Here is a 14,406-nt window from a genome sequence, read left to right as displayed (position 1 = left end):
CATGACGGACGCGCAGGCCCCGGCGAAGACCGGCACCAATCCCCAGGCCCCCGCCCCCGCGGGGGCCCGTACCGCCGCCGACGTGGTGACCCCCGAGCTGGTCGCCCGGCTCACCAAGGGCGTCGCCGGATCCGGCCGGACCGCCAACCACACGCCGTTCACCGGCGACAAGCTCGCCGACCTGCCCGAGTCCACCCCCGAGGACGTGGCCGGCGCCTACGAACGGGCCCGCGCCGCACAGGCGGTGTGGGCGCGGGTCCCGGTACGGCAGCGCGCGGCCGTCCTGCTCCGCTTCCACGACCTGGTGCTCGCCCGCCAGGCCGAGGTCCTGGACCTGATCCAGTTGGAGACCGGCAAGGCCCGCCTGCACGCGCACGAGGAGGTCCAGGCCGTCGCCGTCGCCGCCCGGCACTACGGCCGCCGCGCCGCCGCCTACCTGAAGCCCAAGCGGCACACGGGCGCCATCCCCGCCCTCACGCGCGTCACCGAACTGCGCCACCCGCGCGGGGTGGTGGGCCAGATCGCCCCGTGGAACTACCCCCTGGAGCTGTCCGTCGGCGACGCGCTGCCCGCCTTCGTCGCGGGCAACGCGGTGGTGATGAAGCCCGACACCGAGACCTGCCTGACCGCGCTGTGGGCCCGCGACCTGCTCGTCGAGGCCGGGCTGCCCGCCGAGGTGTTCCAGGTCGTCATCGGCGAGGGCCCGGTGGTCGGCCCCGAGGTCGTCAAGCACGCCGACTACGTCTCCTTCACCGGCTCCACCCGCACCGGACGCGAGGTCGCCCGGAGCGCCGCCGCCCGCCTGGTCGGCGTCTCCCTCGAACTCGGCGGCAAGAACGCCATGCTGGTGCTCCAGGACGCCGACATCGAGAAGGCGGCGGCCGGAGCGGTCCGCGCCTGCTTCTCCTCCGCCGGGCAACTGTGCATCTCCATCGAGCGGTTGTACGTCCACGAGGCGGTCGCGGACGCGTTCCTGGAGCGGTTCGCGGCCCGTACGCGGGCGATGCGGCTCGGCACGTCCCTGGCGTACGGCGCCGACATGGGCTCGCTGGTCGGGGAGCGGCAACTGGAGACCGTCACCCGGCATGTGGAGGAGGCCGTCGCCAAGGGTGCCAAGGTGGTGGCCGGGGGCGTCGCCCGCCCGGACATCGGCCCGTACTTCTTCGAGCCCACCATCCTCGACGGCGTCGATGCCCCGATGGCCGTGTGCACGGAGGAGACCTTCGGCCCGGTCGTCTCCGTCTACCGCTTCACGAGCGACGACGAGGCGATCGAGCGCGCCAACTCCACGCCGTACGGCCTGAACTCGTCCGTCTGGACGAAGGACGCCCGCCGCGGCCGGGAGGTCGCCGCCCGGCTGCGTACCGGCACGGTCAACATCAACGAGGGCTACGCGCCCGCCTACGGCAGCGTCCAGTCGCCGATGGGCGGCATGAAGGACTCGGGGCTCGGCCGCCGGCACGGCTCCGAGGGCATCCTCAAGTACACCGAGGCCCAGACCCTGGCCCACCAGCGGCTGCTGCCCATGGCCCCGTCGCTCGGCATGGACGACGAGAGGTACGCGGCGTTCATGAGCCGCAGCCTGAGGCTGATGAAGGCGTGCCGTTTCCGCTAGCCAACACCCCGTTCCCGACAAGGAGAGCACGTGTCTCAAGACGGCTACGACTACGACGTCATCGTCGTGGGGTCGGGGTTCGGCGGATCGGTCTCCGCGCTCCGCCTGACCGAGAAGGGCTACCGCGTCGGCGTCCTGGAGGCGGGCCGCCGCTTCACCCGCGAGACCCTGCCGAAGAACTCCTGGGACCTGAAGAACTACCTGTGGGCCCCGAAGCTCGGCATGTACGGGATCCAGCGCATCCACCTGCTCGGCAACGTCATGGTGCTGGCCGGCGCGGGTGTCGGCGGCGGCTCCCTGAACTACGCCAACACCCTCTACATACCGCCGAAGCCCTTCTTCGACGACCCCCAGTGGCGGGACATCACCGACTGGCAGGACGAGTTGACGCCGTACTACGACCAGGCGCGGCGCATGCTCGGCGTGCGGCTCAACCCGACGACGACCCCCTCCGACGTCCATCTGAAGGCCGCCGCACAGCGGATGGGCGTCGGCGACACCTTCCACATGGCGCCGGTCGGTGTGTTCTTCGGCGACGGCGAGGACGCCGACGGCACGACGACGGCGAAGGCGGGCGAGCGGGTCGCGGACCCCTACTTCGGCGGGGCCGGGCCGGACCGCAAGGCCTGCACCGAGTGCGGCGAGTGCATGACGGGCTGCCGGCACGGCGCCAAGAACACCCTGAACGAGAACTACCTGTACCTCGCCGAGAAGGCGGGCGCGGTGGTCCACCCCATGACGACGGTCGTGTCGGTCACGGACGACTCACGCGGCGGCTACGCGGTCGCCGCGCTCCCCACCGACGACAGGAGGAAGGGCGCGGGCCGTCTGTTCACCGCACGCGGGGTGGTCCTGGCGGCCGGCACCTACGGCACCCAGACGCTGCTGCACCGCATGAGGGCGAGCGGCCGGCTGCCCTTCCTCTCGCCCCGGCTGGGCGAGCTGACCCGCACCAACTCCGAGGCCCTGGTGGGTGCCCAGACCGACGACCGGCGCTACCGGAAGGCGACCGGGGAGCCTAAGGCGGACTTCACCCGCGGAGTCGCCATCACGTCCTCCATCCACCCGGACGAGAACACCCACATCGAGCCGGTCCGCTACGGCAAGGGCTCCAACTCGATGGGCGGCCTCTCGATCCTCCAGGTCCCGTACGCCGAGGGCTCGTCCAGAGCGGCGGCCTGGCTGGCCAACGCCGCCCGCCACCCCCTGCTGGTCCTGCGCTCCCTGTCCAACCGCCGCTGGTCGGAGCGGACCATCATCGGCCTGGTGATGCAGTCCCTGGACAACTCCCTGACCACGTACCTGAAACCGGACGGTGTGGGCAAGGGACTGCTCACAGCCCGCCAGGGGCACGGCGCGCCCAACCCCAAGCAGATCAGGGCCGCCACGGAGGGCGCCACCGCGCTCGCCGCCGAGATCAACGGCTTCGCCGGGTCCAACGTCGGCGAGCTGATGGGCACCCCGCTCACCGCGCACTTCCTCGGCGGCTGCCCGATCGGCGCCTCGCGCGAGACCGGCGTCATCGACCCGTACCACCGCCTCTACGGCCACCCCGGCATCTCGGTCGTCGACGGCGCCGCGGTCTCGGCGAACCTGGGGGTGAACCCGTCGCTGACCATCACCGCCCAGGCCGAGCGGGCGATGTCGTACTGGCCCAACAAGGGCGAGACCGACCCGCGCCCGCCGCAGGGTGCGGCCTACGAGCGACTGCGGGCGGTGGAGCCACGGCATCCGGCGGTCCCGGCGGACGCCTTCGGCGCGCTGCGGCTGCCGTTCCTGGGGATGCCGTCGGTACCGCCCAAGAAGTAGGAACGGCGCCGGTGAACAGACCTGGAAAGAGAGAGGACCTGCACCCCCCTCCTGGCACAGGTCCTCCTCCGTCTGCTGATGTGACCCGGGGGGACTGTGAAAGGTTGCGCCCCGGTCGGCAGGATTCTGATGTGTCCTGCGTCACATCTCCGCGGGTCCGTGTCCACGAGCGCGCATGAGAAGGGCCCCGCGGCCTCGGGCCGCGGGGCCCTTCTCTCGTCGGTACCGACGTCAGGGCGGCGCCGGTGCCCGGGGGAGCGGCGCCGGGAGATTGCGCCGCCTGCGGCAGTCGTGTGCCCTCCGCGCGTCGTGATGCGTCGTCGTGCGCCCCGGCGCACGGGGGGCGCGTACCTGGTCTCGACCTCTGGCGGTCGGGTGGCGCACCGCGGCGCTGCCGTCCGCGCGGGAGGTCGGAGCCGGGAGCTGTGCGGGCATCGTGCTGGACGAATCTGGCGTCCGCAACCCTTTGATCCGGCCTTGTGTGTTTTTCGTTCCGCCGGCCGGCCCCGGGCGTCCCCGGAGCCGGCCGTTTATCCGGGTGACCGGGCTGCTGTCCCCTGCCGTCCGGTCACTTCCCTGGAGCGAGGTCCCACGACGCGCGGCACGATCCGCACGCCTCATCGCTCCCGAGATCCACGCGTGGTTCTTTCGGGCCCGCCCCTGGCTGGCGCGGACACCGGGACAACGAGGCGGACCGCGCGGCGGTCACGCGCCGTACGGGTGAGAGCGGTGGGACATGGGAGCGGGTGCGGGTGGGGAGGGCGGCGGTGAGGGGGTCAGATCCTGCCCCGGCACAGTTCCAGCAAGGTCATCGCCAGGCTTGTGCCCGGCTTGCCCAGGGCGTCCCTGTAATGGCCCAGGATCTCCATCTCGCGGGAGAGGTTCACCCGCCGGCCCCCGGAGGCGATCCGGGTCTCCTGGATCACGGCGGAGACGGCCATCCGTTCCTGGATCAGACCGATGATCCGGTCGTCCAGGGTGTCGATGCGCTCCCGGGCGCCGCTGATCACGTTCGCGGCCTCGTCGGTACGGGCGCCGCTCGCGGCGGTGGCTGCCGGGGTCTGGGGCTGTGCTGCGGTGGCGGTCATGGCGGGGCTCCTCGCTGGTCGGGTGCGGTGCCCCGGATGACAAGGACCACAACGCCAGGCGCCCCGGACCTTGTCGGCCCGGGGCGCCTGGGAAGTCGCTTGTCAGTTGCTCAAGCAGCACGACCATGGCAGCCGGTGGGCCGGGTGCCATAGGTAAACACGAAGGTCGTCTGCGCGAGCATGAAACCAGTATGCCTCGCCTGCCCGCGACGTCCAACACGGTTCACCTGATGAGACGGACGGCTGGACGGGTCCCGGACGGGGCGCCCTGGGCGGCAGTCGCCGAGGCGGCCGGGGAGGTACCCGCGGCCACGTCGGTAGAATCGACAAGCACAAGGACCCCCCCGACCGCCGGAAGGCACCCCGTGTCATCAGCGACCCCCGCTGCCGCCGCCCCCGACACCGTCCTGGTCGTCGACTTCGGCGCGCAGTACGCCCAGCTCATCGCCCGTCGCGTCCGCGAGGCACGGGTCTACAGCGAGATCGTGCCGAGCTCCATGCCGGTTCAGGAGATGCTCGCCAAGAACCCGGCGGCGATCATCCTCTCCGGCGGCCCCTCCTCGGTGTACGAAGAGGGCGCCCCGCGCCTCGACCGCGAGATCTTCGAGTCCGGCGTCCCCGTCTTCGGCATGTGCTACGGCTTCCAGCTGATGGCGCAGGTCCTCGGCGGCACCGTGGACAACACCGGAGCCCGCGAGTACGGCCGTACCGGACTGTCCGTCTCGAAGCCCTCCTCCACCCTCTTCGAGGGCACCCCGGCCGACCAGGACGTGTGGATGTCGCACGGCGACGCCTGCTCCGCCGCCCCCGAGGGCTTCTCGGTCACGGCCTCCACGGACGTCGTCCCGGTCGCCGCGTTCGAGAACGACGAGAAGAAGCTGTACGGCGTCCAGTACCACCCGGAGGTCATGCACTCCACGCACGGCCAGCAGGTCCTGGAGCACTTCCTCTACCGCGGCGCCGGCCTCGAGCCGAACTGGACCACCGGCAACGTGATCGACGAGCAGGTCGCCGCCATCCGCGAGCTGGTCGGCGACAAGCGGGCGATCTGCGGACTGTCCGGGGGCGTGGACTCCGCGGTCGCCGCCGCACTCGTGCAGAAGGCCATCGGCTCCCAGCTGACCTGCGTCTACGTCGACCACGGCCTGATGCGCAAGGGCGAGACCGAGCAGGTCGAGAAGGACTTCGTGGCCGCGACCGGCGTACAGCTGAAGGTCGTGGACGCCGAGGAGCGCTTCCTCACCGCCCTCAAGGGGGTCAACGACCCCGAGGAGAAGCGGAAGATCATCGGCCGCGAGTTCATCCGCGTCTTCGAGCAGGCCCAGGCGGAGATCATCGCGGACGAGGGCCCGGCGGTGGAGTTCCTCGTCCAGGGCACCCTCTACCCGGACGTCGTCGAGTCCGGCGGCGGCACCGGCACCGCGAACATCAAGTCGCACCACAACGTCGGCGGCCTGCCCGAGGACCTCGAGTTCAAGCTGATCGAGCCGCTGCGCCAGCTGTTCAAGGACGAGGTCCGCATGGTCGGCCAGGAGCTCGGCCTGCCGGACGAGATCGTCCAGCGCCAGCCCTTCCCGGGCCCCGGCCTCGGCATCCGGATCGTCGGAGAGGTCACCAAGGAGCGCCTGGACCTGCTGCGCGAGGCCGACGCCATCGCCCGCGAGGAGCTGACGGCGGCCGGCCTCGACCGTGACATCTGGCAGTGCCCGGTGGTCCTGCTCGCGGATGTCCGCAGCGTCGGCGTCCAGGGGGACGGCCGCACCTACGGCCACCCGATCGTGCTGCGCCCGGTCTCCAGCGAGGACGCCATGACCGCCGACTGGTCGCGGCTGCCCTACGACGTCCTGTCGAAGATCTCGACCCGCATCACCAACGAGGTCCGTGACGTCAACCGCGTGGTCCTCGACGTGACCTCGAAGCCGCCGGGCACCATCGAGTGGGAGTGAGCCGGTCCTAGGCCCGCCTGAGAGTCCGCACCGGCTCTCCGGGCTTCCAGACCTGGACGACCAGGAACGTGTCGTCCTCGACGAAGGTCCGTACGACCTCCGTCAACTCGGTGCGGAAGAGGTGGAACGGCTGCGGCGGTTCCACCTCTTTCACGTACGCGCCCTTCACCTCGGGGTCCTCCACCTCGACCGCCCGCCCGGCGATCCGCGCGTCACCGCCGGCCATCGCGGTGTCCGGCCCCGGGTTCGCCTGAAGCGCGAACCTCGGATCCCGGCGCAGATCGAGCGCCTTGAGCGAACCCGGCATCATGCCGAGCCACAGCTCGCCGTTCAGGAAGCGCACCTCCAGCCCCGTGGTGCGCGGGGAGCCGTCCCCGCGCAGGGTCGCCAGGACGTGGTGCGGGAACGCCCTGAACCGCTGCTCGACGGTCGTGGCCAGGTCGGGTTCCGCCGCGGCAAAGGCCGCCCAGTTCGTCGCCATGCATCGAGTGTGTCGGCGATACCCGACATCCCCTGTCGGGATTCGGAGGCGGTCGGCGGCGTTGGGCGGCATCCTGCGGCGGAGCCGGTGCGCTGCCGGGCATCTTCACCGCACCGCGCTCGTATCCTGACCCGTTCGGCGGTAGCTTCCGGCCCGTACGTCGTCGATCCAGCGACGGAGGTCCCATGCACGGTCCCGCCCCCACCCCGCCACCGCCCCTGCCCACCGAGAAGCTGCTGTTCGCGATGCCGCCGATGCACGAGTCGGTGGACGACGAACGCCGGTACCGAAAGGAGCGGCTCGCGGGCGCCCTGCGGATCTTCGGCCGGTCCGGTCTCGAGGACGGCGTCTCCGGCCACATCACCGCGCGCGACCCCGAGTTCAGCGACTGCTTCTGGGTCAATCCCTTCGGGATGCCGTTCAAGCACGTCACCGTGAGCGACCTGGTGCTCGCCAACAAGGACGGGCAGGTGCTCGAGGGCCGCCACCACGTCAACCAGGCCGCGTTCACCGTGCACGCCCAGGTCCACGCCGCCCGCCCGGACGTCGTCGCCGTCGCCCACTGCCACTCGGTGCACGGCCGCGCCCTGGCGGCGCTCGGTGACCTCCTGGACCCGATCACCCAGGAGAGCTGCGCCTTCTACGAGGACCACGCCGTCTACGGCTCCTACACCGGCGTCGCCGTCGACGTGGAGGAGGGCCGCCGGATCGCGGCCGCGCTGGGCTCGCGCAAGGCACTGGTGCTGCGCAACCACGGCCTGCTCACGGTCGGCGACTCGGTGGACGCCGCCGCCTGGTGGTTCCTGGCCATGGAACGCTCCTGCCAGGTGCAGTTGACCGCCCGGGCGGCGGGCCGGCCGGTCCTGATCGACCACGAACCGGCGGTCGCGACCCGGGAGCAGCTCGGCGGCGACCTGGTGGCGTGGATCAACTACCAGCCCCTGTGGCAGGACATCAGCCGCAGCGAACCCGACCTGCTGACCTGAGCCCTTCGGCACGCTGGACATCTCGCCCCTGTGGAGGTTCCCGCAGCCCGGTCAATACAGCGTTCCCTGCTTCACCCCCGCTGACCGGACCTGGCGAACGCGAGCGGGGCGGTATAGGGCACAATTCGCCTTCTGTGTAGGGGTGTTGTTGCCGCGGCCGGGCCGCGGGATCCGGGGAAGGCGGGCGTCGGGCGTGGCGGTGCAGGAGGCGAGAGGCGGCGTGGGCGCCCACGGGGGCGGCTGCACCTGCGGGGACTGCCCGCACGGGGCGCGTGCGGGGCACCGGCAGGCCGTTGCCGCGTTCCTTCTCAAGCGGGACGAGTTCGCCGCGGGCCAGGGCCTGCCGGCGGCCGTGGCGCACTCGGCGTCGGCCTCCCGGCAGTGGGTCTCGGAGGAACTGACGCAGTCCGCTGAACTCGTCGCCGAGCGGGGGCGGGCCGAGGGCGAGGCCTGGCTGGCACGGCTGTGGCGCTGGACGGCGTACACGGTGTGGGCGGCGGTCGTACTGCTGCTTCTGGTGCAGGCGTTGACGGCGGTCGGCGCGGGCTGGAGTTCCGCCCGGACGGCAGGACTGGTGGCGGCCGTCCTGGTGGCCGGGGCGCTGACGGCCGCGTCCTGGCTCCACCGGGGGCGTGGCGGGGCGCTCGCTCCGGTCATCGGCGAGGACAACCGGCTGTCCACCTCCCGCGCGGTGGCCGTGGGATGGGTGCTGTTCGTGGCGTACGCGGTGCTGGTGCTGGCGGGCCGGCTCGCCGCGGCCTCGGACCACACCGAGCGCGACGCCGTGATCTCCGGGCTGGACCTGGCCCGGGGCGCCGGTGTGGTCACCGTGCTCGCCGTGGTGTGCGGGATCGCGGTCCTCGTACGACGGGTGGTCGGACTGCGGGTGCTGGGGCAGCGGCTCCAGAAGGTGCGCGCCGACCGGCCGCGGGCGGCCGACCTGCTGACCGACGACTCGGGACGGGGCGCCTTCACGGACATCCAGTACGTGGTGATCAGCGCCGTCGCGCTGGCGTTCGCGGCGGTGCGACTGGCCCGGCGCCCGGACCAACTGCCCGACCTGCCGTGGGGGCTGGCGGTGGTGGTGCTGGTGTCGGCGGCGACCTACCTGGCGGGCAAGTACGCCGACGGCGGCCGTCCCGTCGTCCTGTCGGTGGTCAGGGCCCGGGAGGCCGGTGACCTGGACGCGCCGATCCGGACGGGCGACGACATCGAGATCAGGGGCGCCGGGTTCGTCCCGCCGGGTGCGCAGGGAGCCGACCGGCTGGCCCGTATGAGGGTCCGTATCGGCGCGGTCAACGTGCACGTGCCCCTCGTCCCGGTCACGGGCGGCTTCAGCAATCCCACGGACACGGCACTGACCGTGCCCGTCCCGGCGGACGTGGAGCCGGGCCGGGTCGAGGTGCAGGTGGTGACGGCGGCGGGCGTGGAGACGAACCGGTACACGATCGACGTGACGGAGTAACAGGTGCGGACTGCCGGACTGCCGGACTGCCGGACTGCCGGACTGCCGGACTGCCGGACTGCCGGACTGCCGGACTGCCGGACTGCCGGAGCGCTGGACGGACGGAATGGCGGCGGATGACACCTCCGGCGGATCGGGTGCGGAGGGATTTGTGGAGGGCCGTCAGCACCCCTATGCCTTGGGACGCATGAGCCGAAGTCACGCGGAAACCGGAAAAACCTCCCCTTCGGGTTGAGCGGGTCCCGTCCCGCATACGTATGGTCGATTGAGGGGCACACATACGACGGCGGTGAGAGGCGGCTCGCAGCGATGACCCAGGTTCGTACGGACACCCAGCCCATGCATGCCGATCTGAGTCCAGGCCGGCGGGACACGGCGGGCCGGTTCGCCCTCCTGCCCCTCCGTATCTTCCTGGGCGTCACCTTCATCTACGCCGGTCTCGACAAGCTCACCTCCAGCGGCTTCATGCAGGACACCGGCTCCGGGTCGATCGGCGAGACGATGCGCGCGGTCCGCGACTCCTCCGCCATCCCGGCCCTGGTCGACCTGGCCCTGAAGAACCCGGTCGGCTTCGGCTACGGCATCGCCTTCGCCGAACTGGCCGTCGGCCTCGGCACCCTCATCGGACTGCTGGGCCGCCTGGCCGCGGTCGGCGGCGCGCTGATCTCCCTCAGCCTGTGGCTCACGGTCAGCTGGGCCACCACCCCCTACTACTACGGCAACGACCTCATCTATCTGATGGCCTGGCTGCCCCTGGTCCTCGCCGGCGCCCCGATGCTCTCCGCCGACTCCGTGCTGCGGGTACGGCGACGGCGACGGGCGGGGGAGTACCGGTAGCTCGCCACGGGGGAGTGCCGGCGGTTCGGCACGGAGGAGTGCCGACAGCTCAGCCCGTTCCTCCCCCCGAACTTGTCCCGCCGAGGACCGCGCGGGCGTCCCGGCGCCTGCGCACGGCCCTGTTCACCACCGCCGCCGCGCCTCCCAGGCACAGGCCGCCGACGACCATCGGGACCAGCAGGAACCACGGGGCCTGCCAGGCACCGGCCGCGTCCCCCGCGTAGACCACACCCGCGCCGGTGAGGAAGACACCGGACACCAGCTTCCCCGGCTGGAACTCATGGCGCAGCACGGCTCACCTCCGCCTGTCCCACGCCGACCTGGAGCTTGATGTCCAGGGTCCCGGCGTCCTTGCCGCCCGCGGTCGCGGGCAGCGTGATCTTCTGGTGCCGGCCGGGCGCCACGTCCACGTCCTGTGAGGTGTCGCCCGGCAGCCGGATGTCGCCGATCCCCACCTCGATGTTCGCCCTGACGGTCACGCCCGCCGGCACGATCACTCGCAGCCGGCCCACGCCCACCTGAGCCTTCGTCGTCACCGTCGCTCCCTTGCCGAGGCGTATCCGGGTCAGGTCCAACGTGCCCTCCCCGGTGCCGAGGTGGTATCCGGGCTGGACGCCCGCCGTCGCCGCGGGCTGCCAGGTCTGCTGCCCCCAGTGCGTGGTGATGTCCTTAGGAAGCGCGGCGGATGTGCCGAGCAGAGCCGCGGTGACCAGCGCCAGCAGTATCGAGCCGAAGCCCGTCCGGCCCAGGAACGCGCTCACCACCATGCCCAGGCCGAAGACCGCGAGCGCGCAGGCAAGACCGGCCTGGAGGCTGGTTCCCAGAGCCTCGTCGTCCCAGGTCAGGCGGGTGCCTAGGGCGCCGGCGAGCAGGGCCAGCAGGAAGACCCAGCCGCCGATCCCGCGCGGGCCGCGGGGGCGGGGCGGCTCGGTGCGCACCGGACGGGTGTACTCGCCGGCGTGCGCGCCGAGGCCGATGTTGACGGCCGCGGCGACGTCGCGGCCGCGCGAGTCGCGGGGGCCCCACAGATAGCCCGTGCCGCCGACGTGGGTGCCGTCCTTGACGATCGGGTCGCGCCACCAGGAGGGATAGACCGCGGGTACCGGCGGCGCCTGGGCCTCCGGCGGTGCGTCGGCCGCGGCCTGGGCGGCCAGCGGGTCGGGGCCGGGGGCGCCGCGGTGCTGCGACCAGTACCCGGCACCGGCGAGGAGCAGGGACAGGACGACGCCGAAGGAGAGCACGCTGCCGTTGCCCAGCATGGACAGAAATACCCCGCAGCCGACCAGCGCGAACAGCACGGCCGCGAGAGCCGGTCCGTCCACCCGGCCGGTGAGGAGCTTGCGCACCTCGTTCTCCTCCTCGTCGTCGTACGGCACGAAGAGCCAGGCGAAGCCGTAGAAGATGAGGCCTATGCCGCCGGTCGCGGCCAGCACGGCCAGCGTGATCCGGAAGATCACCGGATCCATGTCGCACTGCCGCCCCAGGCCGGCGCAGACGCCGCCGATCACTCTGTGGGCCCGGTCCCGCCGGTACTTCGGCACACCGCCGGTGCCGCCCGTTCCGGTATCGGCCCCGGCGCGCGCCCCGGCAGCGGTGCCGGCTCCCGCCGTCCCGGTCTCCGGCCCGGCGGCCGGATCCCGGTGTTCGGCCGCCCCCGTCGTGCCCGTCACGCTCTCGCCTCCCATCCCGTCGGCCGAGCCCGGCCGTTCGTCCGCGTGCGGCGCGCCCGGCTGCCCGGGTGCCCGCGGCTGTTCACCCGCACTCGCACCCGCACCCGTGCCGGGCACGCCGTCCCGTGGCCCGGTGCCCGGGGACGGGCCCGGGCCGGAGCCGGGTGCCGGACCCCTCGCGGCGTGCTGGTGATTCGTCATGCGTCCATGGTGACGGGCGTGCGGTCGTGGCGGGAGCCGGGACGACCCTGGGCGAACCCTGATTCGCCCCTGAGCCGTGGCCGGGGAAGCGTTCGACAGACCGTGGAGCCGCGGCCCGGGGCTTCTCGAAGAGCCTTTCCGAAGAGCGGATTCGAAGATCAGGGGAGTCTAGGGGGCGGACCCTGATGCCCCCGCCCCACCGGGCGTGTGACCATCAGTGGCATGCCGGAAGCCGCAGCAGTGCCCCTCGACGACCCGCGGCCGCCGCGCAAGCTCTACCGCAGCAGCGACGGACGCTGGCTCGGCGGAGTGGCGCGGGGCCTGGCCGGTCACCTCGGGCTGCCCGTGGTCTGGGTGCGGCTCGTCTTCGTCGGCCTGTTCATGGCCGACGGGCTCGGCGCGCTGGTGTACGCGGCCTTCTGGTTCTTCGTGCCCCTCGGGGTCGGCGGCGTCGGCGACCAGAAGCCGCCGTCCCTCGTCACCACCGAGACCTCCCCGGACGGCCGCCGCAGAATCGTCGCCCGCAAACCGGACAAGGGCCAGATCGTCGCCCTGCTCCTCATGGTCGTCGTGGCGATGGTCTTCGTCGGCAGCGTCAATCCGGGCAACGGCGCCAAGGCCTACCTCCTGCCGGCCGTCCTCGTCGCCGCGGGCGTCGCCCTGGTCTGGCGCCAGGCGGACAACGCCCGCCGGGCCCGCTGGGTCGAGGTCGGCCGCCGACGCCGTACGCTCACCCTGGCCCGCGCCGGAGCGGGCGTCCTGCTGGTCACGGCCGGCGTCTCCGCCATGTTCGTGATGCAGGGGTCCGCCGCCCATCTCGGCTCGGTCCTCCAGGCGGCCCTCGCCGTCCTCGTCGGCATAACCCTGCTCGCCGGCCCCTACCTCGTGCGCATGACCCAGGACCTCTCCGAGGAGCGTCTGATGCGCATCCGCGCCCAGGAGCGGGCCGAGGTCGCCGCCCACGTCCACGACTCGGTGCTGCACACCCTGACCCTGATCCAGCGCAACGCGGAGAACGCGGGCGAGGTGCGCCGCCTCGCCCGGGCCCAGGAGCGCGACCTGCGCGCCTGGCTCTACAAGCCGGAGGGCAACGGCAAGGACGAGGCCGACGAACCGGCCACCCTCGCCGAGGCGGTCAGGCGCAACGCGGCCGAGGTCGAGGACAAGCACGGCGTCCCCATAGAGGTGGTCGTGGTCGGCGACTGCCCGCTCGACGACCGGATCGGCGCACAGATGCAGGCCGCGCGGGAAGCCATGGTGAACGCCGCCAAGTACGGTGGCGAGGGCGGCGCCGTCCAGGTCTACGCCGAGGTCGAGGGCAGGACGGTCTTCGTGTCCGTCCGGGACCGCGGACCCGGCTTCGACCTCGACGCGATACCCGCCGACCGGATGGGCGTCAGAGAATCGATCATCGGCCGCATGGAGCGCAACGGGGGGACGGCCCGGCTGCGGGCCGTGCCGGACGGCGGCACGGAGGTCGAGCTGGAGATGGAGAGGGCGGAGAACACGTGATGAGCGACCCGACCGAGACGAACGGTACGGCGGGAGCGGAGACGACGGGGGCGGGCGGGCGGCACGTGCGCGTGGTCCTCGTCGACGACCACCGCATGTTCCGCACCGGGGTCCAGGCCGAGATCGGCCAGACCGAGCAGACGGGCGTCGAGGTCGTCGGCGAGGCCGCGGACGTCGACCAGGCGGTCACGGTCATCACCGCGACCCGGCCCGAGGTGGTTCTGCTGGACGTCCATCTGCCCGGCGGCGGCGGAGTGGAGGTGCTGCGGCGCTGCGCGGCGCTGACCGCCGACACCGAGCGGCCCGTGCGCTTCCTCGCGCTGTCCGTGTCGGACGCGGCGGAGGACGTGATCGGCGTGATCCGCGGTGGAGCACGCGGCTATGTGACGAAGACGATCACGGGCACCGACCTCGTCGACTCGATCTTCCGGGTCCAGGAGGGCGATGCCGTCTTCTCCCCCCGCCTGGCCGGCTTCGTGCTGGACGCCTTCGCCTCCACCGACGCCCCGCCGGTCGACGAGGACCTCGACCGCCTTACCCAGCGCGAGCGGGAGGTGCTGCGCCTCATCGCCCGCGGCTACGCGTACAAGGAGATCGCCAAGCAGCTCTTCATCTCCGTCAAGACGGTGGAGTCCCACGTCTCCGCGGTGCTGAGGAAGCTCCAGCTCTCCAACCGCCACGAGCTGACCCGCTGGGCGACGGCACGCCGGCTGGTGTGACTCACCTGACCCACCTGTAGGCACGCCTCCGCGATCACGGCATTCAGCAACGGCACGTCACCGCGCGGGCGGTGCCG

Annotated in this window: 12 protein-coding genes; 8 read left to right on the top strand and 4 right to left on the bottom strand. The window is 72.2% G+C overall.

The annotated features are described in order from the left end of the window. Position 1 precedes the first annotated feature (1 nt). Complete coding sequence (locus tag ACWC91_RS34625) at positions 2-1,615, top strand: succinic semialdehyde dehydrogenase (RefSeq protein WP_281156489.1); 1,614 nt, start codon at positions 2-4, stop codon at positions 1,613-1,615. Between the two features lie 30 nt (positions 1,616-1,645). Next, the gene (locus ACWC91_RS34620) at positions 1,646-3,424 is read left to right on the top strand and encodes a GMC oxidoreductase (RefSeq protein ID WP_225077942.1); all 1,779 of its coding nucleotides are present in this window, start codon (positions 1,646-1,648) and stop codon (positions 3,422-3,424) included. Positions 3,425-4,200: 776 nt separating this feature from the next. On the opposite strand, the gene ACWC91_RS34615 is transcribed toward ACWC91_RS34620, so the two are convergent. Beyond that, positions 4,201-4,512 (bottom strand): chorismate mutase, encoded by a 312-nt coding sequence (locus ACWC91_RS34615; protein WP_225077941.1) that lies wholly within the window; start codon positions 4,510-4,512, stop codon positions 4,201-4,203. A gap of 365 nt (positions 4,513-4,877) precedes the next feature. Here ACWC91_RS34615 and guaA point away from each other — a divergent pair, with 365 nt between their 5' ends. Next, positions 4,878-6,458: a glutamine-hydrolyzing GMP synthase gene (gene guaA / locus ACWC91_RS34610; protein WP_225077940.1), complete on the top strand. Its 1,581-nt coding sequence runs from the start codon at positions 4,878-4,880 to the stop codon at positions 6,456-6,458. 7 nt (positions 6,459-6,465) lie between these two features. On the opposite strand, the gene ACWC91_RS34605 is transcribed toward guaA, so the two are convergent. After that, a complete protein-coding gene (locus tag ACWC91_RS34605) occupies positions 6,466-6,939 on the bottom strand; it encodes a pyridoxamine 5'-phosphate oxidase family protein (protein WP_450643444.1) in 474 nt (157 codons plus the stop codon). 185 nt (positions 6,940-7,124) lie between these two features. Between ACWC91_RS34605 and ACWC91_RS34600 the strand changes: the two genes are divergently transcribed. The 3 genes from ACWC91_RS34600 to ACWC91_RS34590 all read left to right on the top strand — a co-directional run bounded on the left by ACWC91_RS34600 (position 7,125) and on the right by ACWC91_RS34590 (position 10,227). Further along, positions 7,125-7,925 (top strand): class II aldolase/adducin family protein, encoded by an 801-nt coding sequence (locus ACWC91_RS34600; RefSeq protein WP_225077938.1) that lies wholly within the window; start codon positions 7,125-7,127, stop codon positions 7,923-7,925. Between the two features lie 193 nt (positions 7,926-8,118). Further along, on the top strand, positions 8,119-9,390 hold the full coding sequence (locus tag ACWC91_RS34595) for a hypothetical protein (protein WP_225077937.1): 1,272 nt from the start codon (positions 8,119-8,121) through the stop codon (positions 9,388-9,390). A gap of 309 nt (positions 9,391-9,699) precedes the next feature. Continuing rightward, positions 9,700-10,227 carry a TQO small subunit DoxD gene (locus ACWC91_RS34590; RefSeq protein ID WP_376505827.1) on the top strand — a complete coding sequence of 176 codons (528 nt, stop codon included), beginning with the start codon at positions 9,700-9,702 and terminating at the stop codon, positions 10,225-10,227. 49 nt (positions 10,228-10,276) lie between these two features. Here ACWC91_RS34590 and ACWC91_RS34585 read toward each other — a convergent pair whose 3' ends face one another. Both ACWC91_RS34585 and ACWC91_RS34580 read right to left on the bottom strand, forming a co-directional pair. After that, a complete protein-coding gene (locus tag ACWC91_RS34585) occupies positions 10,277-10,519 on the bottom strand; it encodes a hypothetical protein (protein ID WP_281156486.1) in 243 nt (80 codons plus the stop codon). After that, positions 10,506-12,098, bottom strand: coding sequence for a PspC domain-containing protein (locus ACWC91_RS34580; protein WP_376505825.1), 1,593 nt, complete (start codon positions 12,096-12,098; stop codon positions 10,506-10,508). The genes ACWC91_RS34585 and ACWC91_RS34580 overlap by 14 nt, the downstream gene beginning before the upstream one ends. Before the next feature lie 222 nt (positions 12,099-12,320). On the opposite strand from ACWC91_RS34580, the gene ACWC91_RS34575 reads away from it, so the two are divergent. Next, entirely contained in the window at positions 12,321-13,610 is a 1,290-nt protein-coding gene (locus ACWC91_RS34575) for an ATP-binding protein (protein ID WP_225077933.1), read from the top strand. After that, on the top strand, positions 13,610-14,329 hold the full coding sequence (locus tag ACWC91_RS34570) for a LuxR C-terminal-related transcriptional regulator (protein WP_141359248.1): 720 nt from the start codon (positions 13,610-13,612) through the stop codon (positions 14,327-14,329). Before ACWC91_RS34575 ends, ACWC91_RS34570 begins: the two co-directional genes overlap by 1 nt. Positions 14,330-14,406 lie beyond the last annotated feature (77 nt).

The sequence above is a fragment of the Streptomyces sp. NPDC001204 genome, from assembly GCF_053598035.1.
The sequence above is the reverse complement of the archived record's forward strand: the minus strand, read 5'-3'. Positions and strand labels throughout refer to the sequence as shown.